This is a genomic window from Pseudomonas entomophila (assembly GCF_029193575.1).
GTDB lineage: Bacteria > Pseudomonadota > Gammaproteobacteria > Pseudomonadales > Pseudomonadaceae > Aquipseudomonas > Aquipseudomonas entomophila_G.
The window spans coordinates 591414-616494 of record NZ_JARGCS010000012.1; the positions used below are offsets into that span (position 1 = coordinate 591414).

28 protein-coding genes are annotated in these 25081 nt (G+C 66.2%); 18 read left to right on the top strand and 10 right to left on the bottom strand.

Translation table 11 applies throughout. The annotated features are described in order from the left end of the window. From P0Y43_RS07445 to recX, 12 genes are all read left to right on the top strand, one after another. A complete protein-coding gene (locus P0Y43_RS07445) occupies nucleotides 1–1056 on the top strand; it encodes a phage baseplate assembly protein (RefSeq protein WP_275636647.1) in 1056 nt (351 codons plus the stop codon). A 25-nt stretch (nucleotides 1057–1081) separates the two neighbouring features. Then, nucleotides 1082–1582: a phage baseplate assembly protein V gene (locus P0Y43_RS07450; RefSeq protein ID WP_275636648.1), complete on the top strand. Its 501-nt coding sequence runs from the start codon at nucleotides 1082–1084 to the stop codon at nucleotides 1580–1582. Next, on the top strand, nucleotides 1579–1974 hold the full coding sequence (locus P0Y43_RS07455) for a phage GP46 family protein (RefSeq protein WP_275636650.1): 396 nt from the start codon (nucleotides 1579–1581) through the stop codon (nucleotides 1972–1974). The genes P0Y43_RS07450 and P0Y43_RS07455 overlap by 4 nt, the downstream gene beginning before the upstream one ends. Further along, a complete protein-coding gene (locus P0Y43_RS07460; RefSeq protein WP_275636651.1) occupies nucleotides 1964–3004 on the top strand; it encodes a baseplate J/gp47 family protein in 1041 nt (346 codons plus the stop codon). Before P0Y43_RS07455 ends, P0Y43_RS07460 begins: the two co-directional genes overlap by 11 nt. Next, on the top strand, nucleotides 2992–3591 hold the full coding sequence (locus P0Y43_RS07465) for a YmfQ family protein (protein ID WP_275636652.1): 600 nt from the start codon (nucleotides 2992–2994) through the stop codon (nucleotides 3589–3591). Before P0Y43_RS07460 ends, P0Y43_RS07465 begins: the two co-directional genes overlap by 13 nt. Before the next feature lie 11 nt (nucleotides 3592–3602). Further along, nucleotides 3603–4745, top strand: a complete 1143-nt coding sequence (locus P0Y43_RS07470; RefSeq protein ID WP_275636653.1) for a phage tail protein — start codon at nucleotides 3603–3605, stop codon at nucleotides 4743–4745. Then, complete coding sequence (locus tag P0Y43_RS07475) at nucleotides 4742–5248, top strand: phage tail protein (RefSeq protein ID WP_275636654.1); 507 nt, start codon at nucleotides 4742–4744, stop codon at nucleotides 5246–5248. Before P0Y43_RS07470 ends, P0Y43_RS07475 begins: the two co-directional genes overlap by 4 nt. A 13-nt stretch (nucleotides 5249–5261) precedes the next feature. Further along, on the top strand, nucleotides 5262–5810 hold the full coding sequence (locus P0Y43_RS07480; RefSeq protein ID WP_275636656.1) for a glycoside hydrolase family 19 protein: 549 nt from the start codon (nucleotides 5262–5264) through the stop codon (nucleotides 5808–5810). Then, on the top strand, nucleotides 5807–6304 hold the full coding sequence (locus P0Y43_RS07485; RefSeq protein WP_430540227.1) for a lysis system i-spanin subunit Rz: 498 nt from the start codon (nucleotides 5807–5809) through the stop codon (nucleotides 6302–6304). The genes P0Y43_RS07480 and P0Y43_RS07485 overlap by 4 nt, the downstream gene beginning before the upstream one ends. A 39-nt stretch (nucleotides 6305–6343) precedes the next feature. After that, on the top strand, nucleotides 6344–6826 hold the full coding sequence (locus P0Y43_RS07490; protein ID WP_275636657.1) for a CinA family protein: 483 nt from the start codon (nucleotides 6344–6346) through the stop codon (nucleotides 6824–6826). 103 nt (nucleotides 6827–6929) lie between these two features. Then, the gene (gene recA / locus P0Y43_RS07495; RefSeq protein WP_275636658.1) at nucleotides 6930–7997 is read left to right on the top strand and encodes a recombinase RecA; all 1068 of its coding nucleotides are present in this window, start codon (nucleotides 6930–6932) and stop codon (nucleotides 7995–7997) included. A 5-nt stretch (nucleotides 7998–8002) separates the two neighbouring features. Next, nucleotides 8003–8470 (top strand): recombination regulator RecX, encoded by a 468-nt coding sequence (recX, locus tag P0Y43_RS07500; protein ID WP_275636659.1) that lies wholly within the window; start codon nucleotides 8003–8005, stop codon nucleotides 8468–8470. 75 nt (nucleotides 8471–8545) lie between these two features. On the opposite strand, the gene P0Y43_RS07505 is transcribed toward recX, so the two are convergent. Further along, complete coding sequence (locus P0Y43_RS07505; protein ID WP_275636660.1) at nucleotides 8546–9664, bottom strand: LOG family protein; 1119 nt, start codon at nucleotides 9662–9664, stop codon at nucleotides 8546–8548. Between the two features lie 359 nt (nucleotides 9665–10023). Here P0Y43_RS07505 and P0Y43_RS07510 point away from each other — a divergent pair, with 359 nt between their 5' ends. Continuing rightward, the gene (locus P0Y43_RS07510) at nucleotides 10024–10230 is read left to right on the top strand and encodes a hypothetical protein (protein WP_275636661.1); all 207 of its coding nucleotides are present in this window, start codon (nucleotides 10024–10026) and stop codon (nucleotides 10228–10230) included. A gap of 1 nt (nucleotide 10231) precedes the next feature. Here the strand turns inward: P0Y43_RS07510 and P0Y43_RS07515 are convergent, their stop codons facing one another. Further along, a complete protein-coding gene (locus P0Y43_RS07515) occupies nucleotides 10232–10657 on the bottom strand; it encodes a quorum-sensing-regulated virulence factor family protein (protein WP_275636662.1) in 426 nt (141 codons plus the stop codon). A gap of 222 nt (nucleotides 10658–10879) precedes the next feature. On the opposite strand from P0Y43_RS07515, the gene P0Y43_RS07520 reads away from it, so the two are divergent. The 3 genes from P0Y43_RS07520 (at nucleotide 10880) to P0Y43_RS07530 (ending at nucleotide 12905) form a co-directional block, all read left to right on the top strand. Further along, complete coding sequence (locus P0Y43_RS07520; protein WP_275636663.1) at nucleotides 10880–11590, top strand: tRNA-uridine aminocarboxypropyltransferase; 711 nt, start codon at nucleotides 10880–10882, stop codon at nucleotides 11588–11590. A 227-nt stretch (nucleotides 11591–11817) separates the two neighbouring features. Beyond that, nucleotides 11818–12468 (top strand): response regulator transcription factor ErdR, encoded by a 651-nt coding sequence (gene erdR / locus P0Y43_RS07525; protein ID WP_275636664.1) that lies wholly within the window; start codon nucleotides 11818–11820, stop codon nucleotides 12466–12468. Nucleotides 12469–12542: 74 nt separating this feature from the next. Beyond that, nucleotides 12543–12905, top strand: a complete 363-nt coding sequence (locus P0Y43_RS07530) for a diacylglycerol kinase (RefSeq protein WP_275636665.1) — start codon at nucleotides 12543–12545, stop codon at nucleotides 12903–12905. On the opposite strand, the gene finR is transcribed toward P0Y43_RS07530, so the two are convergent. Next, a complete protein-coding gene (gene finR, locus P0Y43_RS07535; RefSeq protein WP_275636666.1) occupies nucleotides 12902–13828 on the bottom strand; it encodes a LysR family transcriptional regulator FinR in 927 nt (308 codons plus the stop codon). The two genes, P0Y43_RS07530 and finR, sit on opposite strands and share 4 nt — an antisense overlap. A gap of 121 nt (nucleotides 13829–13949) precedes the next feature. Here finR and fpr point away from each other — a divergent pair, with 121 nt between their 5' ends. Continuing rightward, nucleotides 13950–14729, top strand: a complete 780-nt coding sequence (fpr, locus tag P0Y43_RS07540; protein ID WP_275636667.1) for a ferredoxin-NADP reductase — start codon at nucleotides 13950–13952, stop codon at nucleotides 14727–14729. A gap of 102 nt (nucleotides 14730–14831) precedes the next feature. On the opposite strand, the gene tsaA is transcribed toward fpr, so the two are convergent. The 5 genes from tsaA to rimO all read right to left on the bottom strand — a co-directional run bounded on the left by tsaA (nucleotide 14832) and on the right by rimO (nucleotide 18734). After that, nucleotides 14832–15533 (bottom strand): tRNA (N6-threonylcarbamoyladenosine(37)-N6)-methyltransferase TrmO, encoded by a 702-nt coding sequence (tsaA, locus tag P0Y43_RS07545; RefSeq protein ID WP_275636668.1) that lies wholly within the window; start codon nucleotides 15531–15533, stop codon nucleotides 14832–14834. 6 nt (nucleotides 15534–15539) lie between these two features. Next, nucleotides 15540–16001 carry a DUF1456 family protein gene (locus P0Y43_RS07550; RefSeq protein WP_275636669.1) on the bottom strand — a complete coding sequence of 154 codons (462 nt, stop codon included), beginning with the start codon at nucleotides 15999–16001 and terminating at the stop codon, nucleotides 15540–15542. A 51-nt stretch (nucleotides 16002–16052) separates the two neighbouring features. Then, on the bottom strand, nucleotides 16053–16763 hold the full coding sequence (locus tag P0Y43_RS07555) for an rRNA pseudouridine synthase (RefSeq protein WP_275636670.1): 711 nt from the start codon (nucleotides 16761–16763) through the stop codon (nucleotides 16053–16055). A gap of 51 nt (nucleotides 16764–16814) precedes the next feature. Beyond that, on the bottom strand, nucleotides 16815–17291 hold the full coding sequence (locus P0Y43_RS07560) for a GNAT family N-acetyltransferase (protein ID WP_275636671.1): 477 nt from the start codon (nucleotides 17289–17291) through the stop codon (nucleotides 16815–16817). 111 nt (nucleotides 17292–17402) lie between these two features. Next, the gene (gene rimO / locus P0Y43_RS07565; protein WP_275636672.1) at nucleotides 17403–18734 is read right to left on the bottom strand and encodes a 30S ribosomal protein S12 methylthiotransferase RimO; all 1332 of its coding nucleotides are present in this window, start codon (nucleotides 18732–18734) and stop codon (nucleotides 17403–17405) included. A gap of 251 nt (nucleotides 18735–18985) precedes the next feature. On the opposite strand from rimO, the gene P0Y43_RS07570 reads away from it, so the two are divergent. Beyond that, complete coding sequence (locus P0Y43_RS07570) at nucleotides 18986–20896, top strand: potassium transporter Kup (protein WP_275636673.1); 1911 nt, start codon at nucleotides 18986–18988, stop codon at nucleotides 20894–20896. A gap of 92 nt (nucleotides 20897–20988) precedes the next feature. Here the strand turns inward: P0Y43_RS07570 and P0Y43_RS07575 are convergent, their stop codons facing one another. Together P0Y43_RS07575 and mprF are read right to left on the bottom strand one after the other, a co-directional pair. Continuing rightward, on the bottom strand, nucleotides 20989–22281 hold the full coding sequence (locus P0Y43_RS07575) for a virulence factor family protein (protein ID WP_275636674.1): 1293 nt from the start codon (nucleotides 22279–22281) through the stop codon (nucleotides 20989–20991). Further along, nucleotides 22281–24926 carry a bifunctional lysylphosphatidylglycerol flippase/synthetase MprF gene (mprF, locus tag P0Y43_RS07580; RefSeq protein ID WP_275636675.1) on the bottom strand — a complete coding sequence of 882 codons (2646 nt, stop codon included), beginning with the start codon at nucleotides 24924–24926 and terminating at the stop codon, nucleotides 22281–22283. The genes P0Y43_RS07575 and mprF overlap by 1 nt, the downstream gene beginning before the upstream one ends. Between the last annotated feature and the right edge of the window lie 155 nt (nucleotides 24927–25081).

Genomic DNA, 25081 nt, shown 5'->3' on the forward strand with positions numbered 1-25081 from the left:
ATGGACGACCCGCGCAATGCCGTGACCCTCAGCGTCAACGGCCTGGACTACGGTGGCTGGACCAGCGTCGAGGTCAGCGCCGGCTTCGAGCAACAGGCGCGCAGCTTCAAGCTCGGCATCACCTGGCAGTGGCCGGGGCAGGGCAGCGCGGTGCGCATCGCCGCGGGCGACCGCTGCGAGCTGCGCATCGGCAACGACCTGGTGCTGACCGGCTGGGTCTCGGCCACGCCGATCAACCACGACCACAAGCAGACCGCGTTGACCGTGCAGGGTGAATCGCTGACCGTCGACCTGGTCGAGTGCTCGGCGATCAACGACCCCGGGCAATGGCGCCAACAACGCCTGGAGCAGATCGCCCAGGCCCTGGCCGCGCCCTACGGCGTGCGGGTGCGCAGCGAGCTGGGCGTGCTCGCGCCGATCGCCGTGCACGCCATCCACCCCGGCGAGACGGTGTTCCAGTCGCTGGACCGCCTGCTCACCGTGCAGATGGCCTATTCCACCGACGACGCCGAGGGCGGCCTGGTGCTGGTGCGCCCTGGCAGCGGTGGCCTGGCGTGCGATGACCTCAAGGTCGGGCGCAACGTGCTGTCGGCCAACGCCACGCTCAGCCACCAGAAGCGCTTCACCGAATACCGCATTCGCGGCCAGCGCAAGCGCAAGACCGGCGAGACCGCCGAACAGGCCTGCGGCGTTGAGGCCGTGGCCTTCGACCCGGCGGTGCGTCGACGCGTGCTGGTGATCAACGAGAGCTGCCAGATCAGCGAGCGCGACGCCCAGCGCCGTGCCGACTGGGAGGCGCGCAGCCGCGAGGCGCAGGTGTGGGAGGCGACCTACAAGGTGCAGGGCTGGCGCCAGTCCAACGGCGAGCTGTGGCGGCAGAACACCCTGGTGTGGGTGAGCGACCCGATCCTCGGCCTCGAACGCTGGATGCTGATCGCCAAGGTCACCTACCACCTCGATGGCAATGGCTCGGTCACCACCTTGCAGGTGGCGCCGGCGGCCAAGTTCGAACTCAACCCGATCGATCCGCAGCGCCCCAAGCGCGAGGCCGAGTGATCGATCCCTGACACAGGCACAACCCATGAACCTACTCACGCGAATGCTGGCGCGCGGCAGCCTGGTGCTCGCCCAGTCCGCAGACCAGTTGCAACGCCTGCAAATGCGCCTGCTGGCCGGGGAGCTGCAGGACGACCTGGAGCACTTCGAGGCCTATGGCTTCACCAGCCACCCGCTGCCCGGCGCCGAGGGCATCGCCGCGTTCATCGGCGGCGACCGCTCCCACGGCGTGGTGCTGGTGGTCGGTGACCGCCGCTACCGCCTGCAAGCCCTGGCCCCGGGCGAGGTGGCGTTGTACACCGACGAAGGCGACCGTCTGCACTTCAAGCGCGGGCGCATCATCGACATCGATACCGCCACCCTGAACATCCGCGCCAGCACGGCGGTGAACATCGAGTCGCCGCTGCTCAAGCACAGTGGGCGCATCGTCTCCCAGGGCGACCAGGTGGCCGCCGGCATCAGCCAGGTGCAGCACGTGCACGGCGGCGTGCAGGGCGGCAATGGGCAGACCGGGAGGCCGGCATGATCAGCGCCGAACTCAAGGCCAACCTCGACCGCGCGGTGCTGATCAGCCTGTTCAGCTGGCGCCGCGCCGCACCGGACGACCCGATCGACGATGAACAGCGCCATGGCTGGTGGGGCGACAGCTTTCCCGACGTCGCCGACGACCGCATCGGTTCGCGGCTTTGGTTGCTGCAGCGGGTGAAGCTGACCGAGCAGACCCGCCGCGACGCCGAGTTCTATGCCCGCGAGGCGCTGCAATGGTTGATCGACGACGGCCACTGCCGGGCGGTCGAGGTGCGCGGCGAGCGCAGCGGCCTGCAACGCCTGGCCCTGCACACCACGCTGGTGCTCGCCGATGGCGAGCGCCTGGACATCAACCTGGAAGACAGCTGGCAGGTGCTCTATGCCCTTTGAAACCCCCAACCTTGCGCAACTGATCGACCGCACCCGCAACGACCTGGGCCGCGCGCCGTTGCGCCGCGCCGACGCCCAGGTGCTGGCGCGCGCCCTTGGCGGCGCGGCGTTCGGGCTGTACGGCTACCTGGACTGGATCGCCGAACAGATCCTGCCCGACAGCGCCGATGAAGAGACCCTCGAACGCATGGCCGCGCTGCGCCTCAAGCAGCCGCGCAAGGCTGCCCAGCGCGCCCAGGGGCAGGTTGGCTTCAGCGCCGCCGCCAGTGCGCGGCTGGAGGTCGACACCCTGCTGCAGAGCGAGGATGGCCGCAGCTACCGGGTCACCCGCGCGGTCAGCGTGCACGCGGGTGACAACCAGGCTTCGGTCGAGGCGCTCGACCCCGGTGTGAGCGGTAACGCCGAGCCCGGCACCGCGTTGTTCTCGGTGCAGCCGGTCGCCGGCATCGCGGGGCCGTTCCGCGTGCTGGCGCCGGGCCTGAGCGGTGGCGTGGCGGCGGAAAGCGTTGAGTCGCTGCGCGCCCGGGTGATCCGCTCGTACCGGGTCATCCCCCATGGCGGCGCGGCGGACGATTACGTCACCTGGGCCTTGGAGTGCCCCGGCGTGACCCGCGCCTGGTGCCGGCGCAACTACCTGGGCCCGGGCACCGTCGGCGTGTTCGTGATGCGTGACGACGATGCCACGCCCTTGCCCACGGCTGAGCAGTTGGCCGCGATCAAGGCCTACATCGAGCCGCTGCGCCCGGTGACCGCCGAAGTGTGGGTGCTGGCCCCGGTGCCGGTGACGGTGACCTATCGCCTGCGCGTCACCCCGGACAGCAGCGTGGTGCGCGCCGCCGTCGAGGCGCAGTTGGCCGACCTGCACCGGCGCGAGGCCGAGCTGGGCGTGCCGTTGCTGCTCAGCCATATCCGCGAGGCCATCAGCGGCGCCAGCGGCGAGCGCGACCATCGCCTTGACTGGCCACTGACCGACGTGCCCGCCGAGGGCAACCAGTTGCTGGTGTACGGAGGTTGCCAATGGCTGGATTGAGAACCACCGCCGACTACCACCAGCAACTGCGCACGCTGTTGCCGGCCGGCCCGGCCTGGGACCCGGAGCGGGTGCCGGAGCTGGACCTGGTGCTTGAAGGCGCCGCCGAGGAACTGGCGCGGGTCGATGCGCGTATCCGCGACCTGCTGTTCGAGGCGGACCCGGCGACCTTCAGCGAGCTGGTGCCGGACTGGGAGCGGGTGATGCAACTGCCGGATACCTGCCTGGGCCCGGCGGCGGCCTTCGAGGACCGCCGCCTGGCCGTGCGCCAGCGCCTGCTGGCGGTGGGCGGCCAGCACATCGCCTATTACCTGGAACTGGCTCGGGGCCAGGGCTACCCGTCGCCGACCGTCACCGAACACCGCGCGCCACGTTTTGGCCGCTCGCGTTTTGGCCGTGACCACTTCGGCACCTGGCAGGCCCAGTTCATCTGGACCCTCAACACCGGCGGGCGGCAACGCCTGGGCCGGCGCTTCGGCGCCAGCTATTTCGGTGAACGCTTCGGCGTCAACCCGGGCAATGCCCTGGAGTGCCTGATACGGCGCAGCGCACCGGCGCACACGCAGGTGCGGATCAACTACGACTAGAGGAAAGCAAAGTGGATTATCCGAAAAGTGTTCCCAGCGTCGGGCTGGTGAACGGCAAGTTCGTCGACGAGAACCCGGCGACCGGGATGCCGGGGTCGTTGATTCCGGCGAGTTGGGGCAATGCGGTGACCGAGGAGGTGCTCAACGTCATTCGCTCCTCCGGCGCCACGCCGGACGAAACCCGTACTGACCAGTTGTGGCAATCGCTGCGTCAGCTTGGGGTAGGGCAGCGTTTGCCAGTCAGCGCATTGCCGAACGCGGTGGTGCAGACCGCCGATGGACGTTTGCCTGTTACGCCGCTGGCGGCCAGTGGCAGTGCGGGCAGGGTGTCGATCCCTGCGGGCGTGCCGATTGCCCTGGGCGAGAGCTTCGGCGATGGCACTCAGGGACGGGGCGGCGCATTCGTCACCAGCGCCTGGAGCAGCGCGGACCTGGTGGCCAACAGCACCTACTTCCTGCGGGCGCAGGTGGTGGCGGGGGCGCTGTCCGTCTATGTGCAGCAAGGCACCCTTTACGATGCCACGCCCGCCTTGCTCAAGGGGGATGTTCGCTCGGCGTCTGGCGGTGGCTACCCGAGTACAGCGCTGGATGTTTGCCTGGCGTGGATTCGCACGGGTGCGGTTGGCAGCGTTCCTTCCGTGGTGACGACCTACAATCGCAAGTCCTTGCTTTGGACGCAGACCCTCAATGGCACCGGTGTCATCTACCTGCCGATCGATCCGTTGGCTCGCGGTGCCCGCCTGCATGCAGCCAACCCGATACCGCACCCAACGCAGGTGACGAGTTTGTATTTCCCAGCGTTGGGCTGGCAAGGCTACAACTACTCGTACTTGAACCCGACGCTCGCCAACACGATCAGCAACTTCGACGGATGGAAATCCCCTAACGCCGTCGGCTTCTATGTGTTCACCAACAACCTCGTGGGTGACGTGACGATCTCCAATGTCAATGTGAGCTTCGATCATGGTGTCGGGCGTTCTCTGTGGAACTGCTATCAGGCCGAACACCTCTATGGCGCGACCGACGCCGTTAGTGATGAGCTGCTGTTCAGCATGGCCATCAAGGGTCATGTGGCGGAGGAGTACCAGAGTGGGATCGCGCTCAATTTCTTCAATGCGGTCAATCTGCAATTGGCATGGGAGCTGATTCGATGAAAGTCATTCAGGATATGCACGACTACAACGGCGAGCTGCTGCCGCCAGCCCCTTCACCGGATCACGTTTGGAACGGCGACGGCTGGGTGATCGACCTGCAACTACAGGCCAGTAACCTGGCTGCTCGCTTACTGGCGCTGTGCGCCGATATCGACCGCGACGCCGACAACGCCAGGCTTGTGCTTTCAGGCGATGCACTGCGGGCCTTGGAGCACCAACGCGCCAGCGAGTCCGCACGAGCCTTCCTTGCCGCTGGCGCGCCAGCGCAAGCGGTACCGCAGGCCGTGCAGGCCTGGGTCACCGCGCAGCGTGACGCGCGCCAGGCCGCCGAGGACATCGTGGCCCAAGCCGACCGTTTCGCCGAAGCGCTGCTCGTGGTTCGCACCTTGCGCCTGCAAGCCAAGGAGCAGGTGCGTGGCGCCACCGACGCGACGCAGGCCGAGGCGGTTCGCGACCAGACTGTCCAAGCCCTGCGAGAGCTGCGCAATGTTGAACTGGAGTGACCAAGGAGGCCCCATGCTTACGGAAAGCCAACTGCTCGCCATCCTCCCCAACGCCCGCCCCGTCGCGGGCGTTTTTCTGCCCGCCCTGAACACCGCCCTGCCGCGCTGGGAAATCGACAACCCCAAGCGCGTGGCGGCGTTCCTCGCCCAGGTCGGCCATGAGTCCGGCCAACTGCGCTACGTCAAGGAACTGGGCAGCGACCGCTACCTGTCGCGCTACGACACCGGCCCCTTGGCCCTGCGCCTGGGCAACACCCCCGAGGCCGACGGCGACGGCCAGCGCTACTGCGGCCGTGGCCTGATCCAGGTCACCGGCCGCAACAACTACCAGGCGTGCAGCCGCGCGCTGTTCGGCGACGAGCGCCTCCTGGCGCAGCCGCAGTTGCTCGAACAGCCGCGCTGGGCCTGCGAATCGGCGGCGTGGTTCTGGCAGTCGCGCGGGCTCAACGCCCTGGCCGACCGTGGCGAGTTCAACCGCATCACCCGGCACATCAACGGCGGCCTCAACGGCCTGGACGATCGCCTCAAGCTCTGGGCCCGGGCCCGCGAGGTGTTGTGCTGAGCCGCCTGCAACTGGGTGTGTACGCAGTGCTCATGCTGCTGTCCGCAGCGCTGGCCTGGCACGTCCAGGCCTGGCGCTACGAACGGCTGCTGGCCGAGTCGGACACGCTCCAGGCGCAGCAACGGGTGGAGCAGGCCGAGGTGCTCAACGACCAGCTGCTCGCCGAGCGCGGGCAGCGCCAGGGCCTCGAGCAACGCCTGCACGACAGTGAAACCAGACATTTCCAGGAGCTTACCGATGCGCAACAGACTCAGGCTCGCCTGCGTGACCGCCTGGCTACTGCCGATCTACGGCTGTCAGTCCTGGTCGAGCGCGACAGCGCCTGTGCCACAGTGCCTGCCGCCGCCGGCGCCGGCGGCGTGGATCATGGCGCCGTACGCGCCCGACTTGACCCAGCGAATGCTCGACGCCTTATCGCCATCACCGACGACGGCGACCGGGGGCTGATCGCCCTGCGCGCCTGCCAGGCCTACGTGCGCGCGCTGCGGCCCTGAGGGTGGTAGGGTAGGGGGCCGACCCGCCAGGAGCCTGCCATGGACCCGATCACCGTTCTTTCCACCCGCCTGGGCGAACACCTGCGCCGCTTCAACGCCCAGGTGAGCACCGCCGAGTCCTGCACCGGCGGCGGCATCGCCGAGGCCATCACCCGCATTCCCGGTAGCTCGGCCTGGTTCGAGGCCGGCTACGTGACCTACTCCAACCGCCAGAAGACCCGCCAGCTCGGCGTGCCGGAGGCGCTGTTCGCGCAGGTCGGCGCGGTCAGCCAGGAGGTGGTCGAGGCCATGGCGCGTGGCGCCCAGGCCGCCAGCGGGGCGCGCTTCGCCGTGGCGGTCAGTGGCGTCGCTGGCCCGGACGGCGGCTCGCCGGCCAAACCGGTGGGCACGGTGTGGCTGGCCTGGGCCGACGGCGACCGCGTGAGCAGCGAGCGCCGGCACTTCGACGGCGACCGCGAGGCGGTGCGCCGACAGACGGTGATCGCTGCGCTAGACGGCTTGTTACAGCTTGGTGCCGAGTAAATCGCTCGACGGGGGTTGCGGAATCTTTTCCCTGTGGAATAATACTGGCTACTTATACAGTTATTCCGGCCATCAGGGCCAAGTCGATCACGTGAGGATTTCAATGGACGACAACAAGAAGCGCGCCTTGGCTGCGGCCCTGGGTCAGATCGAACGCCAATTCGGCAAGGGCGCGGTCATGCGCATGGGCGACCACGAGCGCCAGGCCATCCCCGCCATCTCCACCGGCTCCCTGGGCCTGGACATCGCCCTGGGCATCGGCGGCCTGCCGAAAGGCCGTATCGTCGAGATCTACGGCCCGGAGTCCTCGGGTAAAACCACCCTGACCCTGTCGGTCATCGCCGAAGCCCAGAAGAACGGCGCCACCTGCGCCTTCGTCGACGCCGAGCACGCCCTCGACCCCGAGTACGCCGGCAAGCTGGGCGTCAACGTCGACGACCTGCTGGTCTCCCAGCCGGACACCGGCGAGCAGGCCCTGGAAATCACCGACATGCTGGTGCGCTCCAACGCCGTCGACGTGATCATCGTCGACTCCGTGGCCGCCCTGGTGCCGAAGGCCGAGATCGAAGGCGAGATGGGCGACATGCACGTGGGCCTGCAAGCCCGCCTGATGTCCCAGGCGCTACGCAAGATCACCGGCAACATCAAGAACGCCAACTGCCTGGTCATCTTCATCAACCAGATCCGCATGAAGATCGGCGTGATGTTCGGCAGCCCGGAAACCACCACCGGCGGTAACGCCCTGAAGTTCTACGCCTCCGTGCGCCTGGACATCCGCCGCACTGGCGCGGTGAAGGAAGGTGACGAGGTGGTCGGCAGCGAAACCCGCGTGAAGATCGTCAAGAACAAGGTCTCGCCACCGTTCCGCCAGGCCGAGTTCCAGATCCTTTACGGCAAGGGTATCTACCGCAACGGCGAAATCATCGACCTGGGTGTGTCCCAAGGCCTGGTGGAAAAGTCCGGTGCCTGGTACAGCTACCAAGGCAACAAGATCGGTCAGGGCAAGGCCAACGCCGCCAAGTACCTGCAAGAGAACCCAGCCATCGGTGGCGAAATCGAGAAGCAGATCCGCGAGAAGCTGCTCACCTCGGGTGCCGTTGCCGCCGCTGGCAAGGCCGCTGCTGCCGAAGCCGATGCCGACGACCTGGCTGACGCCGACGCCGGTTACTGATTGGCATGTCCGTCGTACTCGACACCCCCGTCGCCGTTCGGCGGACAGCCATGGACCTGCTCGCGCGACGCGAGCATGGTCGCGTCGAGCTGACCCGCAAGTTGCGTCAGCGCGGCGCTTCGGATGAGCTGATCGACCAAGCGCTCGACCGGCTCACCGAAGACGGCCTGCTCAGCGAAGCACGCTATCTTGAAAGCTTCATCAATCATCGTTCCAACGCTGGCTACGGCCCTGCTCGCATCCGCGAAGAGTTGGGCCAGCGCGGTTTGAACCGGGGCGATATCGAGCAGGCCTTGCGTGACAGCGAGGTGGACTGGTCGGCACGCTTGCAGGATGTCTGGCAACGCAAGTTCGCCGGGCAACGCCCGCAAGATCCACGCAGCCGCGCGCAGCAAACCCGCTTCCTGGCTTACCGTGGGTTTCCCATGGACATGATTGGGCGCCTGCTCAGCGGGCGCAGCTTCGACGATTGAGCGTTTTGACAACGACGGCCTGTACGGCTGACCCAGCGCCTCGAGGGCGGGTCAGCCGTACAGGCCGTTTTCGTTTCAGCTGACCTTCAAGGCCTCCCGGGCCCGCTGGGTCGTGTGCATGGGCTGGGGCTTGGCCCAGTTCTCCGGCAGGTTGATGAAGTCCACCAATTCGCGCAGACGGCCTTGGTCGCGGCCGTTGAAGGCGAAGGTGAGCCGTGTCAGGTGGCTGAAGTTACCCTCTTCATGCTCGAAGCCGCTGTCGGCGTGCTGGTGGTACTTGCCACTCAAGCGCAGGTCGGCGAAGCCATCCTGCACGTCCTGCAGCGCCGCTTCGCTGAGCGGGTGCTGCATGCGGATCACGAACTGGTTCTTCAGCCAACGGCTGGAGTGGTAGTTGCTGTAGAACTGGTTGATCTCATCCACGGCCTCATCGGCGCTGTGCACCAGGCGCACCAGCTTCAGGTCGCTGAGCAGGATGTAGCGGTTTTCCTCCAGTTGGCGGCTGATGAAGTCCAGGGCGTCGCGCCAGAAGCTGCCCCCTGGCGAGTCGAGCAGCACTACCGGCACCAGGGGGCTCTTGCCGGTTTGGATCAGCGTCAGCACCTCCAGCGCCTCGTCGAGTGTGCCGAAGCCACCCGGGCACAGCACCAGCGCGTCAGCCTCCTTGACGAAGAACAACTTGCGGATGAAGAAGAAGTGGAAGGGCAACAGCCTGTCGGTGCCGTCCACCGTGGCATTGGCGTGTTGCTCGAAGGGCAGGGTGATGTTGAAGCCCAGGCTGTGGTCGCTGCCCGCGCCTTCGTGGGCGGCGGCCATGATGCCCCCTCCGGCACCGGTGATGACCATCAACTCGGAGCGCGCCAGGGTCGCGCCCAGTTCGCGGGCCAGGGCATACATCGGGTGTTCCAGCGGCGTGCGGGCCGAGCCGAACACCGTGACTTTGCGCCGTCCGCGGTAGTGCGCCAAGGTGCGGAAAGCGTGGTCCAACTCGCGCAGTGCCTGGAGGGTGATCTTGGCGCTCCAGCGGTCGGCGTCGTCATGGGCCATGCGCAGAACGGTCAACATCATGTCGCGGTACAGCGGTAAATTGGGGCTGTCGGGGGCGACCAGCTGCAACTGTTCGTCAATCTTGTTCAGGTCGATACCGTGGTCCCTGAAGTGGTTGGACAGGCGTTCATTCGGTAGGTAAGGCATTCAACGTCTCCTTCTGCAGCAAAACCTTTGACCGGGTCGATGGTGTGTCCCGGCCGCGACACTGCGTGTGTCGCTGGCTGCTGTCGCCCAAGCGTGCACCTTGAGCATTGCAGTAGGCCTTCAAGGCCATGATGCAGTGGCATGAGTCCATCTCGTCGTCATTGTGCTGATCCGCCAACACCGCGGCTTCGGCAATCTCCTCGGCTTGCCGGAAAAGTGCGGGCTGTTCGCTATCAATCTAGACCCTGGCGCCGCTTCGTGCCGGATTCGGGCGCGACTGGCCGCTCGTCGGATAGGATCCAATCGCTGCGAGGCTTTGATTAACTGGAGAAACAGAGGGTGCGACGCGAGGTAGGCCCATGCATCTGTTGGTCATCGAAGTGGATGGACCGCTGTACCAGTTGCTGGAGCATGCCGCCCAGGCCAATCACCTGAGCGTGGAAGGGGAGTGCTTGCGCCGCCTGCAAGGCGCGCCGCGCCAGTCGAGCTACTTGCAGGCGTTGCTGGCGGAGTTGCGCGCCGATGAGGAGCAGCGACTCGCCAGTGCGAACGACCAGTTGGCCTGAATCACTTCTTCTTGTTGTTGCCCGACACGCAGCTGGCGGCATCGAAGGCTTGGTCCATCACCGGCTGGTTGGTCTTGTACACGGTGAAGCGGTAGACCAGCACTGCGCCCTTGGACATCAGTTGGCGGTAGCCCGTGTTGCGGCAGACGCTGTCGCCCAACTGGCTGCGCACCAGCGCCGGGTTTTCCAGCATGCGCTGGGCATGGGCTTCACGCACGCTCAGGTGATTGACCAGAGCCTTGCCCTTCTCGACGGTGTAGCCCTGGTCGAGGATGTCCTCATTGACCGCCCGCGGCGTACCGACGCTGCTTTCCTTGGCGACCTTCTGCAGCATCTGGTTCAGGTCGTAATCCTGCTTGGAGGCCGCCTGAGCAGCCAGCGGCAGGGCGAGCAGCAGGCTCAGGGTCGGGACGATAAGACGCAGCATGAATCTCTCCTGGTTCGGTGACAGGCGCTTTGACCGGCGCCGGCAGGCAGCGTTCCGTTAAACCGCACGCCTGCCGGCGCGCGGATCGCCAAAGTGGCGAGTATAAGGGAGCGCTCCCTGTGCCTGCACGGCAATTGACACGCCCGCTCTGGTAGACTGGGCGCCTGTTTCCTTCCGAGTCGTCGCAGTGTCCACCTTCACCCCGTCCACAGGCGCGCGTACATGAGCCACGCGGTAGCGCGCCTGCGCGCCGAGCGCCTGGCGCGCAGCAACAAACCCTTCATCGCCCGAGGTTCGCGCGCCGAGCGCTGCCCGGACTGCCGGGTGATCGCCACTCACTGTCTGTGCGCCTGGAAGCCGCGGGTCGATGCCGACTCAGGTGTCTGCCTGGTGATGCACGACACCGAGCCGCTGAAGCCGACCAACACCGGCTGGTTGATCGCCGACCTGGTTGCCGACACCTGGGCCTTCGGCTGGCTGCGCACCGAGGTCGACCCTCGTCTGCTCGAGCTGCTCGAACAACCCCAGTGGCAGCCCTACATCGTGTTCCCCGGCGAATTCGTCGCCGAGGAGCGGGTAGTCAGCGAGGTGGTGCGCGAGCCGGGCAAGCGGCCGCTGTTCATCCTGCTCGACGCCACCTGGACCGAGGCGCGCAAGATGTTTCGCAAGAGCCCGTATCTGGACCGCTTCCCGGTGCTGAGCCTGCAAGCCGAGCAGATGTCGCGCTATCGCTTGCGCCGCTCCAAGCGCGACGACCACTTCTGCACCGCGGAAGTGGCGGCCATGTGCCTGGACCTGGCCGGCGACGCGCGCGCGTCCCAGGCGCTGGACGCCTACCTGGACGTGTTCAGCCTGCACTACCTGAGCGGCAAGCGCCGCCTGCCACTGGACCCGCAGGATGAGGCGCACCAGCGTTTGCATACCTTCCTATAGTCCAAGGGGCAGGTGAGGCGGATTGGTTCATACTGTCGGGGCTGGCAGCCAGGGTGGGCGAGCCCGGCGGGCAATTGGCTTGACCACCCGGACCGCGCTCGGCATCCTTGGCGCCGATTCGGCCACGGCGAGGCGGCGGGTACCCCCGGCTTCGCCGTGCCTTGAGTTGCCCGCCAGGCGCTCGCCATACCCCTGCACGCCTGGCTCAGAACAGGACCCCTGGATCGATGGCCACATACGAAATCCTGATTGCCGATGACCACCCGCTGTTTCGCAGCGCGTTGCGCCAGGCCGTGACCCTGGGCCTTGGCCCGGACGTGCGTCTGGTGGAGGTGGCGAGCATCGCCGAACTGGAAAACCGCCTGACCGAGAAGGCCGACTGGGACCTGGTCCTGCTCGACCTGAACATGCCCGGCGCCTACGGCTTTTCCGGCCTGGTGCTGTTGCGTGGGCAGTACCCGCAGATTCCGGTGGTGATGGTCTCGGCCCAGGAAGAAGCGGCTGTGGTGGTCAAGTCCCGCGAGTTCGGCGCCAGTGGCTTCATTCCCAAGTCGAGCCCGCTGGAAGTGATTCAGGATGCGGTGCAAAAGGTGCTCGACGGCGAGGTCTGGTGGCCGCCGCAGGCGTTCGACAAGGTCGATGTGTCGGCCGAAGCCAAGGCCGCCAGCGAAGGGTTGGCCAGCCTCACGCCGCAGCAGTTCCGGGTCTTGACCATGGTCTGCGAAGGGCTGCTGAACAAGCAGATCGCCTACGAGCTGAGTGTGTCCGAGGCGACCATCAAGGCCCACGTGACCGCGATTTTCCGTAAGCTCGGCGTGCGCACGCGCACCCAGGCGGCCTTGCTGCTGCAACAACTGGAATCGGTTGCCGGCAGTTAAGTCGCTGCTGCTTCACGCTTTTTTGACCCAGGCTGGATTAGCCTGCAGGCCTTTTCATCGGTGAATAGACGCACATGTCGCCATTCAAGGGCCAGACCGGCCTCAAACGTATCCTCAACGCCGCCGGCTACTCGCTGGACGGCCTGCGCGCCGCCTTCAAGGGCGAGGCCGCCTTCCGCCAACTGGTGCTGCTCAACGTGCTGTTGATCCCGACCGCCTTCTGGCTGCCGGTCAGCCGCGCCGAGCGTGCCATCCTTATCGCGGTGTGCCTGCTGGGGCTGATCGTCGAGCTGCTCAACTCGGCGGTGGAGGCGGCCATCGACCGCATTTCCCTGGAGCGCCACCCGTTGTCGAAGAACGCCAAGGACATGGGCAGCGCCGCGCAACTGGTGGCGATGAGTATGGTGGCGCTGGTGTGGGGCGTGATCCTGCTCTAGGCGATCGTCGGCAGCACGATCTCGTCGCTGCGCCGTACCCCGGCGGTGAAGCTGCGGCACAGGTCGAGGAACTCGCGCATGGCCGAGGTCTGGTACTTCTGCTTGTGCCAGATGAAGTAGAACTGGCGCAGCAAGTCCAGCTCCGGGGTTTCCACCGGCACCAGGCTGCCGCGGCGGAAGGCGTCGCGCAGGGCCAGGCGCGAGATGCAGCCGATGCCCAGGCCCGACTCCACGGCGCGCTTGATCGCCTCGGTGTGTTCCAGCTCCAGGCGGATATTGAGGTTGGCGCGGTGATGACGCATGGCTTGGTCGAACGTCAGGCGTGTGCCTGAGCCCTGTTCGCGCAAGATCCACGCCTCGTGCGACAGCGACTCGATGCTGGCCCGACCGATCTTCGCCAGTGGATGCTGCGGTGCGCAGAACACCACCAGTTCGTCCTCGACCCATTGCTGCACCTCCAGGTCGGGGTGGTTGCAGTCGCCCTCGATCAGCCCCAGGTCAATTTCATAGTGGGCCACCTGTTGCACAATGTGCGCGGTGTTCTGCACGTGCAGTTTGACCTGGCTTTCCGGGTGCACCTGCATGAAGCTGCCGATCAGCAATGTGGCCAGGTAGTTGCCGATGGTCAGGGTGGCGCCGACCGCCAGCGAGCCGAAACCCGACTTGCCATTGAGCAGGTCTTCGATTTCCTTGGCCTGGTCGAGCAGTGCCACGGCCTGAGGCAGCAACTGGTGGCCCAGGGCATTGAGGCTCAGGCGCTTACCGGCGCGGTCGAACAGCTGGCAGCTGGACTGGCGCTCCAGTTCGGTGATGGAGGTGCTGGCGGCCGATTGCGACAAGGCCAGCACGTTGGCGGCTCGGGAGACGCTTTGGTGCTGGGCCACGGCGACGAACACCTGGAGCTGGCGGAGGGTGAATCGCATATCTATATAACCGATAAGACATATCTTGATAATTCAGTTAACAGATATTGTCGCTGCCCCTAAACTATCGCGCAACTGCGCGTTTTGCGCGCATCGCGTCTTTCTTCAGGAGCCCCCTTAGATGAGCAACATGAACCACGAACGTGTCCTCAGTGTGCACCACTGGAACGACACCCTGTTCAGCTTCAAGTGCACCCGCGACCCGGGCCTGCGCTTCGAGAACGGTCAGTTCGTGATGATCGGCCTGCAGCAGCCCAACGGCCGTCCGCTCATGCGTGCCTACTCGATCGCCTCGCCGAACTGGGAAGAGCACCTGGAGTTCTTCAGCATCAAGGTGCCGGACGGCCCGCTGACCTCGCAGTTGCAGCACCTGAAGGAAGGCGACGAGATCATCATCAGCAAGAAGCCCACCGGTACCCTGGTGCTCGACGACCTGAACCCGGGCAAGCACCTGTACCTGCTGAGCACTGGCACCGGCCTGGCGCCGTTCATGAGCGTCATCCAGGACCCGGAGACCTACGAGCGCTTCGAGAAGGTGATCCTGGTCCACGGCGTGCGCTACGTGAACGAAGTGGCCTACCGCGAGTTCATCACCGAGCACCTGCCGCAGAACGAGTTCTTCGGCGAGGCGGTGCGTGACAAGCTGATCTACTACCCGACCGTGACCCGTGAGCCGTTCGAGAACCAGGGCCGCCTGACCGACCTGATGCGCAGCGGCAAGCTGTTCAGCGACATTGGCCTGCCTCCGATCAACCCGCAGGACGACCGTGCGATGATCTGCGGCAGCCCGAGCATGCTCGACGAGACCAGCGAGGTGCTCGACAGCTTTGGCCTGAAGATTTCCGCGCGTATGCGTGAGCCGGGCGACTACTTGATCGAGCGGGCGTTTGTCGAGAAGTAAGACAAAACGCAGCATGAAGAACGCAGGCCTTGGCCTGCGTTTTTTTATGGCTGATGGGGCGGTGTCTGTGCCGGCCCTATCGCGGGGCAAGCCCGCTTCAGGTTATGCAGAGCCGTCCGGCATCACCTCCAACACCCGGATCACCTCCGGTGTCGGGTAATGCCAGCGCACCTGCACATCCCAGAACTTCACCCCATACACCCGTTCCGGCGGTGGCACCTGGTAGGCGGGCCGCGGATCCTGCGCCAGGCACTGCTCGATCAGTTCCACCAACGGCTCACCCAGACGCAGCGCATGCACGTGGGCCTGGGGCAGCGCCGCCTCGCTCCACTGCACCTCGATCGGGGCGGGCGCCTCGCTGGCCATCAGGTTGCTCGCGTCAAGGACGCTGTCGGCATAGGGCACGTAGGGTTTGATATCCAGCACTGGCGTACCGTCCAGCAGGTCGATACCCGACAGCAACAGGCGCCCCGGCTCCACGCCCTCCAGGCGCACCACCGACTGGCCGATGCCGTTGGGGCGATGGGTGGCGCGGGTGGCGAACACGCCCATGCTCTTGTTGCCGCCCAAGCGCGGCGGGCGCACTTTCAGGCGTGGTTTGTCTTCCAGCGCCTGGTGGAACAGGAACAGCAGCCATACATGGCTGACCTGCTCAAGCCCCGCCACCGCGTCGCCCTGGTCGAACGGCGGCAGCAGTTCCAGCACGCCGCGCGCGGCGGGTGCCAGCTGGGGCTGGCGCGGAATGGCGAACTTTTCCTTGAAGCAGGAGCGCACGACTCCGACTGGCGAGACACTGTGCTGCATCACCACTCAGCCGCGCACGCGCAGGGTCAGGCCCTTGAGGAAGTTGCGCAGCAGCTGGTCGCCGCACGGGCGGTAGTTGTCGTGGCCGACCTTGCGGAACAACGCGCTCAGCTCGGGTTTGGACACGGGGAAGTTGACCGTCTTGAGGATCGCGTGCAGGTCGTCCTCCTTGAGCTCGAAGGCGACCCGCAACTTCTTGAGGATGGTGTTGTTGGTCACCGGCAGTTCCACCGGTTGCGGCGGACGGCTATCGTCCTTGCCGCGGCGGTGAATCACCAGGCCATCGAGAAAATGCGCCATGACCCGCTCGGGGCAACGCACGAAGCCGGCCTCGTCTTCCTTCTTCAGGTAGGTGGCGAGCACCACCGGGTTTACTTCGAGGCCGGACAGCCCAATGATCTCGGCCATCCTGGCGTCGTTGATCTTGAGCATGTAGCGCAGGCTGCGCAGGACATCGTTGTGGTTCATGTAAAGCCAATCCTGTTCAAGTGCCGCGACGAAACGGGCGCGGCGGTAATGCTAGAAACGTTCGGTGCTGGCCAGGTAGCGCCACTGCCCCAAGGGTAGCTTGCCCATCGGCACGCCGCCCAGGCGGATGCGGCGCATCCCCTGCACGGTGAGGCCGACACTGGCGCACAGCTGGGCGATCTGGCCGGGCAAGGGGTTCTTCATGGCCACGCGCAGGTGGCTTTCGCTCTGCCAGCTGGCCTTGGCCTTGGGCAGTTCGCGGCCTTTATAGGTGACGCCGCGTGCCAGGCGCTCCAGCGCCGAGGCGGGCGCCGCGCCGCTGACCTGGACGATGTATTCCTGTTCCAGGCGCCTGAGGTCGGCGTCGACCTTGCGGGTCACTCGCCAGTCCTGGGTGTACAGCTGCAGGCCGCTGGCACCTGGCTCCAGCGGGGCCAGGCAGGTGAGCCGGGCGAAATGCCCGTGCAGGGGCCGCACGCCTTCGCGGTGGGCTTCGCTGAGGCTGGCCAGGGTCATGCTGATGCGGCCGGCTTCGGCGTCCTGGCCGGCGGGCAGGTTGAGCAGCAGGGTGACCGGGTCCAGGGCGTCGGCGCGGGCGCCGGGCAGCAGCTCGACGCGCTGGGCGTCAACCTTGAACTGCGGTTGTTCGACCACTACGCCATCGACTGTGACCCAGCCACCCTCGATGTACAGCTCGGCCTCGCGGCGAGAGCAGCCGAGCTGCTCGATGAGGCGTTTGGACAGGCGGATGGGTTCGGACATGGACAGACGTTCGCGCAAGGGGAAAAGGCCGCCATTGTACCTGCCTGGGCGTCAATCAGCCCGGGAATCTGCACCTTTCGCATGGGCCAGGCGCAGGTGCAGCAGAGGGTAGGGTTGGCCCAGGCCGTCGGTCTCCGAGCGCCCGGCCACTTCGAAGCCCTCATGCAGGTAAAAGCCCAGGGCCTTGGGGTTCTGCTCGTTGACGTCCAGGCGTTCGGCGTTGAGCTCGTCGATCGCGTAGCGCAGCAGGCGCTTGCCCACCCCTTGGCCGTGGTGGCGCGGGTCGACGAAGAGCATGTCGACCCGGCCATTGGCCACGCCTGCGAAGCCCAGGATGCGCCGCGCGGGGTCGCGGCAACAGACCAGCATCACCGCGTCGAGGTAGCGGCGCAGCACGTGTTCGCGCAGCAGCACGATGTAGGCGTCGGGGAGGAAGTCATGGGTGGCGCGCACGGCGTCTTCCCAGATTTGCACCAGCGCCGGGTAGTCGCTCAGGTGTGGGGTTTGCAGGGTGAGGGAGGGTGGCATGGCGTGGTGTTTCCTGTGGCGCTATCGCGGGGAGAGCCCGCTCCTACAGGAAACATAGATGCAAAAAAAAGCCCCGCCAGTGCGGCGAGGCTATATTCAGGCGCAAGACCTTCAGATCGGTTCGGCCCACATGTCGTATTCGTCGGCGTCGACCACGCGGCAGCGCACCTTGTCGCCTGGCTTGAAGCCGTGGTCACCGTCGATGAACACGCTGCCGTCGATTTCCGGCGCATCGAAGAAGCTGCGGCCAACCGAACCCTGCTCCTCGACTTCGTCGATCAACACCTCGATCTCCTTGCCGATGCGCAGTTGCAGGCGCGCCGCGCTGATCGCCTGCTGGTGGGCCATGAAGCGGTCCCAGCGGTCCTGCTTGATGTCATCCGGCACTTCGTCCAGGCCCAGGTCGTTGGCCGGGGCGCCTTCGACCGGCGAGTACTGGAAGCAGCCGACGCGGTCGAGCTGGGCTTCGGTCAGCCAGTCGAGCAGGTACTGGAAGTCTTCCTCGGTCTCGCCGGGGAAGCCGACGATGAAGGTCGAACGGATCACCAGCTCTGGGCACTGCTCGCGCCAGTTTTTGATGCGGGCCAGGGTGCGGTCTTCGAAGGCCGGGCGCTTCATGGCCTTGAGCACCTTGGGGCTGGCGTGCTGGAAGGGGATGTCCAGGTACGGCAGGATCTTGCCGGCAGCCATCAGCGGGATCACGTCGTCGACGTTCGGGTACGGGTACACGTAGTGCAGGCGCACCCAGGCGCCGAGGCTGCTCAGGGCCTCGCACAGTTCGAGCATGCGCGTCTTGACCGGGCGACCGTTCCAGAAGTCGGTCTTGTACTTGACGTCGACGCCGTAGGCGCTGGTGTCCTGGGAGATCACCAGGATCTCCTTGACCCCGGCCTTGACCAGGCGCTCGGCCTCGCTCAGCACTTCGCCGACCGGACGGCTGACCAGCTTGCCGCGCATCGACGGGATGATGCAGAAGCTGCAGCTGTGGTTGCAGCCTTCGGAAATCTTCAGGTAGGCGTAGTGACGCGGGGTCAGCTTCACGCCTTGGGGCGGCACCAGGTCGATCAGCGGGTTGTGGTCCTGGCGCGGCGGCACCACTTCGTGCACGGCATTGACCACCTGCTCGTACTGCTGCGGGCCGGTGACCGACAGCACGCTCGGGTGCACGTCACGGATACTGCCTTCCTCGACACCCATGCAGCCGGTGACAATGACCTTGCCGTTTTCCTTGATCGCTTCGCCGATCACTTCCAGCGACTCGGCCTTGGCGCTGTCGATGAAGCCGCAGGTGTTGACCACTACCACGTCGGCGTCCTGGTAGGTCGGCACGACTTCGTAACCTTCCATGCGCAGCTGGGTCAGGATGCGTTCGGAGTCGACCAGGGCCTTGGGGCAACCCAGGCTGACGAAGCCGACCTTCGGCGTGGCGGGAGTGGTGGACATGGCTAACCTCGGTGTAAGGGGTGCGGCGGTCGGGCGTCGGGGCTGAGAAACAGCCCCGACCCGCCCCACGGCGGGCGCTCTCGGCGCCTCTGATCAAAAAGTGCGCAATTCTAGCGAGCACGAGGTCGCTTGACCAGCAGAAAAGCGACGAACGCTGCGCTATGCTTCGCGCCGTTGCGCCCGGCGTTGCTCAGGCCTGGGCGCAAGGGTGAATTCTATCGGGCCTTGGAGGCCGTCTGCGGGAGTGGTCGATGGTTCAGGCAAGCAGTCACGCCGAAGGCGGGCACGCGGGCAAGCAGGGGGCGTCGCGCCCGCTGAGCCTGCTGGTGGCGGCCGTGGGGGTGGTGTACGGCGATATCGGCACCAGCCCGTTGTATACCCTCAAAGAGGTGTTTGGTGGTGGTTACGGCGTGCAGGTCAACCACGACGGGGTGCTGGGTATCCTGTCGCTGATTCTCTGGTCGCTGCTGTGGGTGGTGTCGTTCAAGTACGTGATGTTCATCCTGCGCGCCGACAACCAGGGCGAGGGCGGCACCATGGCGCTTACCGCCTTGGCACGGCGGGCCACGGCGCAACACCCGCGGCTGCGCATGCTGATGGTCGGCTGCGGGTTGGTGGGGGCCTCGCTGTTCTACGGTGACAGCATGATCACCCCGGCGGTGTCGGTGTTGTCGGCGGTGGAGGGCATGGGCCTGGCGTTCGAGGGCATCGACCACTGGGTCGTGCCGATCTCGCTGGTGGTGTTGGTGGCGCTGTTCCTGGTGCAGAAGCACGGCACCGACAAGATCGGCAAGGCATTCGGCCCGATCATGGTCGCTTGGTTCCTGGTGCTGGCCGCCCTGGGTGTGCACGGCATCACGCAGAGCCCGGAAGTGCTCAAGGCCTTCAACCCAGGCTGGGCGGTGAATTTCTTCATCGTTCACCCCGGCATGGGTGTGGCCATCCTCGGTGCGGTGGTGTTGGCGCTGACGGGTGCCGAGGCGCTGTACGCCGACATGGGCCACTTCGGTCGCAAACCCATCGCCCGCGCCTGGTTCGCCCTGGTGCTGCCGGCGTTGGTGCTGAACTACTTCGGCCAGGGGGCTATCCTGCTGCAAGACCCGCAAGCCGCGCGCAACCCGTTCTACCTGCTGGCCCCGGGCTGGGCGTTGCTGCCGCTGGTGGGGCTGGCCACGATGGCCACGGTGATCGCGTCCCAGGCGGTGATCTCCGGGGCGTTCTCCTTGACCCGCCAGGCCATCCAGCTGGGCTACGTGCCACGCATGCAGATCCAGCACACCTCCAGCGACGAGCAGGGGCAGATCTACATCGGCGCGGTGAATTGGACGCTGATGGTCGGCGTGGTGCTACTGGTGATCGGTTTCGAATCGTCCGGTGCCCTGGCAGCAGCCTATGGTGTCGCGGTGACCGGCACCATGCTGATGACCACCCTCCTGGTGGCGGTGGTGATGCTGCTGCTGTGGAAGTGGCCGCCGGTGCTGGCGGTGCCCTTGCTGGTGGGCTTCCTGTTCGTCGACGGGCTGTTCTTCGCCGCCAACGTGCCGAAGATCGTCCAGGGCGGTGCCTTCCCGGTGTTGGCGGGGATCGTGTTGTTCGTGCTGATGAGCACCTGGAAGCGCGGCAAACAGATCCTGGTGGAGCGCATCGACGAAGGCGCGTTGCCGCTGCCGGTGTTCATCAGCAGCATCCGCGTGCAGCCGCCGCACCGGGTCGAGGGTACCGCGGTGTTTCTCACCGCCCGGCCGGATGCCGTGCCCCATGCGCTGTTGCACAACATGCTGCATAACCAGGTGCTGCACAGTCAGGTGGTGCTGCTGACGGTGGTCAGCGAAGACCGACCACGGGTGCCGGAGCATGAGCGCTTCGAGGTGGAGGCCTATGGCGACGGGTTCTTCCGCGTTTTGCTGCACTTTGGCTTCATGGACGAGCCGGACGTGCCGGCGGCCTTGAGGCTGTGCCACCTGGACGCGCTGGATTTCAGCCCGATGCGCACCACCTATTTCCTCAGCCGCGAGACGGTGATTGCCTCGCGCCTGGAGGGGATGTCGCGATGGCGGGGCAACCTGTTCGCCTTCCTGCTGAAGAATGCCAACGGTAATCTGCGCTTCTTCAACCTGCCATTGAACCGGGTGATCGAGCTGGGGACCCAGGTCGAGATCTGAGGGTTAAAAAGGGGCCGCTGTGCGGCCCATCGCTGGGCAAGCCCGCTCCTGCAGGCACAGCGAAGTCCCCTTGGAGCGGCCCCCTCCTGAACTTACTGCTCGGCGACGTTGGCCTTGCCCTGGCGGGTCTCGATCTCGCCGATCAAGCGCTTGGCCAGCGACGGGTAGTTCTCGTCGAAATGGTGGCCACCCGGCAGCTTCAGGCGCTCGCCCACGGCGGTCTTGTCGGTGCAGCCGCTTTCGTCGGTTTCTTCCACGCCGTAGATGCACACCACCTTGGACGCCGGCAGCTTGGCCATCTCCGGCCCGGTCGGTGCCTCCTGGCCTTCCTTGCCCAACCAACCCTCCACCTCGATCTCGAAGCTGCCGCTGCGGGCAAAGGCCAGCAGGATCACTGCGTCGATGCGTTTCTGGTCATCGGCCGAGAGGCGGTTGTAGATCGCAGGCAGCACGTCGGCACCGAACGAGTAGCCGGTCAGCACGAAGCGCTTGGTGCCCCATTTCTGCCGGTAGTGCTGCATCAGCTCGGACAGGTCGACGGCGCTCTGTTCCGGCGTCTTGTGCTGCCAGTAGTAGCGCAGGGTGTCGATGCCCACCACCGGGTAGCCGAGCTTGGCCATCTCGCCGGCCACATCGCGGTCCAGGTCGCGCCAGCCACCGTCGCCGGAGAGGAACAGGGTGACGGTGTCGGTGGTCTGCCCGGCGGGCACTTCCACTACCGGGATCGCCAGGGCGTTGCCGTCGCGGCCCACCAGGGCCTGGGTCAACTGAGCCTTGAGCACTTGCGGCAGGTGGATGTCGTAGTCGGCGATGCTGGTCTCGGCGTTGGCCTGGTCACGCACGAAGGCGGCGCTGGCGTCGTCCGGGTTGTCGTTCCAGGCCACGTTCCAGCGGCCATGGGCGGCGGTCTTGGGCAGGGCGGCCTGGCAGGCGGGTTGTTCGAGATTGAAATCGACGGAAATCGCCCGCGCCTTGTCGTCGCTCTGCCCGGCCAGCCAGCGCCATGCCTCGCTCGCGCCTGGGCCGATGCCAGCCACCAAAGTCGGCTTGCCGGCCAACTGGGTCATGGCGTCGTTCAGCGCCTGCTGTTGCTTGCTGCACTCGCCGGTGGGCAGCACCACCTGCACCAGTTGGGCCTCGCCGGCCTGGCTCAGGTCCAGTAGCTGCTTGTCGGTCAGTGCCTGGTTGTGGGGCACGCCGATGGCCACCAGGGCCTTGGGGCGCACGCCAGGGGTCACGCGGGTGAGGGCGCTGCCGTCGTTCAGGGTCAGGTGCTCTACCCGCGCCTCGGGCGCCGGGCGGGTCCACAGCCAGAAGGCCGCGGCGCCGGCCAACAGGGCCAGCAGCAAGGGGATCAGGACATACAGCCAATAGCGTCGGATCATCAGCGTTTCACCAGTCCAGTCAGGCCGCCAGCGATCAGGGCGGCGGTGTCAGCCAGTGCCACCAGCGGGTCGAGCCCGGCCGGCACGGCCATGTAACGAGGTTCCCAGTCCGGCTGGAACTTGTCCTTGAAGCGCCGCAGGCCCTGGAAGTTGTAAAGCTGCTCGCCGCGCTGGAACACCATCGAACCCAGACGCTGGGTCAGGGGGGCGCCACGCCGCGGCTGCAGGCCGGAAAGTGGGACCATGCCCAGGCTGAAACGGGCGTAGTCGTGGCTTTTGTAGTGCAGGATCAGGCCGATCATCATGAATTCCATGGTCAGCTTCGGCGCCTCGGGGTGCGCGCGCATCAGGTCGAGGCTGGCCAACTCGTTGCTGTGGGTTTCCAGCAGGTTGGCGAAGGCCACCGGGCGGCCTTGGAAGCGGATCAAGGCAATGCGGAAGTGACGCAGGTACTCGGGGCTGAAGCGGCCCAGCGAGAAGCCTTTCTCGCGTACGTTCTTGCCGGTGAGCCAGGCGTCGGAGATCTCCCGCAGCTCGGCCAGTGGGGCTTGGCCGGGTTCGTGGACTTCCAGGGTCAGCCCATCGCGGCCACCGCGGTTCCAGGTGTAGCGCAGGTCCTTCATCTCTTTGCCCTTGGCCTCGAGGTCGAAGCGACGCAGGTCGACCCGCGCCTCTTCACCCAGCTTGATCGCGGTGAGGCCGATGTCCATGTAGAAGGGCAGGTTCTCGGCGCGCACCTGGTAGAACACCGGCCGAGCGTGGTGCAGGTCGCACAGGTCGCGGAACTGCCAGATCATCTCGGCGCGTTCCTGGGCCGGGCCGATCGGGTCGTACAGCGCCACCAGGCTGCGGCCGCGGCGGGCATACATCAGGAAGGCATTGTCGTTGGGGTGGAACAGCAGCGCCTTGTCGCCGGTCAGGGCCAGGCCGCCGTCGGGCTGGTCGGAGGCCAGCAGGATGTGGTTGGCACGCTGCAGCTCATCGTCGGTTGGCAGGTGGATCACCGGGCGCGCGGTGCGCAGCAGCCAGGTCAGGGCGACGATCACCAGCAGTATCGCGCTACCCAGGGCGCCTCGCAGGCCGCGTGGCGCGTCGGCATCGAGGGTGAATTGCCACCACAGCTGGTGGCTGTAGGGCACGTCCTGGTAGGCGAACAGCAACAGCCACACCGAGGCGCCGACCACGCAAGCACTGGCCACCAGGTAGATCGGCGAGAATGGCAGCTCGAGCAGGCGGCTGGGGCGATAGAACGAGCGACGGAACAAGGCAAGCAGGGCGGTGGTGAAGATCATCATCGACGCCTCTTCCCAGTCGAAGCCCTTGAGCAGCGACAGCAGGGCGCCGGTCAGCAGCAGCACGATGGTCAGCAGCCAGGCGGCCGACAGGCGTCGGCGCAGGCCCTGGGCCAGCAATAGGCAGAGCACGCCGATCAGGCTGGCACCGAAGTGCGAGGCGTCGATCAGTCGGTGCGGGATGAGAAAGCCCATGTGCTCCAGGCGGCTGTCGATTTCCGGGGTAACGCCGGAGAACAACAGCACCACGCCGGAGAGGAAGACCAGGATCGCCAGCACCGGGGCGGCCAGCCCCGAGGCGGCCTTGATCGCCTGTTGGGCGAACAGCAAGCGCCGGGCTTCGTTGGCCAGCAGCAGCACGCAGGCCACCAGCAGCGGCAGCACCACGTAGATCAGGCGGTACAGCAGCAGGGCGGCGGCCAGCGGCGCGGCCCCCAGCTCATTGGCGAAGGCGGCCAGCAGGATCGCCTCGAACACCCCGACGCCGCCCGGCACGTGGCTGAGCACGCCGGCAGCCAAGGCCAGCAGGTACACCAGCACGAAGGCGCCGAACGGCGGGGCTTGGGGCAGCAGCAAGTAGAGCACGGTGGCGGCGGCGGCGACGTCCAGCGCGGTAATCAGCAGCTGCAGGGCCGCCAGGCGCGCGCCCGGCAAACGCAGGGCGCGGCGGCCGACCTGCACCAGCAGGTTGTCGGCCAAGGGCTGCTCGGCTGCACGCCGGCGGTAGAGGCCGATCACCAGCACCGCAGTGGCCAACAGCACGCCGACGGCAAGGCTGCCGAGCAGCGTTGGCGACATGCGCAGCGCGGTGGAGGCCGAGGTCAGGTCACTGAGGGTGGCCAGCGCGGCCAGCGGTGGTAGCGCGCAGCCAAGGGACAGGCTGGCGAACACGGTCATTCGCGCCACTTCGGCGGCGCCCAGGCCTTGGCGTGCATACAGGCGGTAGCGTACCGAGCCGCCGGAGAGCATCGACAGGCCAATCGCGTTGCCGATGGCGAAGGCGCTGAAGCCGCCTAGCAGCAGGGTGCGCGTCGGCAGCTTGACGTTGGCGTAGCGGCAGGCCGACCACTCGTAGCCCAGCAGGATCACGAAGCCTGCAACGCTGGCCAGCAGTGCGCCGAGCAAGGCGTGGGCCGGCACGCTGAGCATGGCGTCGTGCAGGGCATAGATATCCAATTCGCTGAGCAGGTGGCGACAGGCGATCAATGCCATCGCGAACAGCAACAGGGTCACCGCCAGGCCGATCGGTTGCCGGTACTTGCTCAGGCGCTCCAACCAGGGCAGACGCTGCGCGGCTGTGGGCAGTGCGGCGGTGAGGGAGGCCTGGGGTTCTGGAGAGGAGGAGGCAGTCATGGGTAACCCCGTGCAGGCAGCCCGAGGTGAAGAAGAGGTGCGGCCAAGTGAAAGTCCCTTTGAAAAACGTATCCGGATATTACTCCGTAAGGAGTCGTTTTATCTGTTTCAGGATAGTTAAAGTTAGTTCATCGAGTGGCGGCGCATGGGCGCGG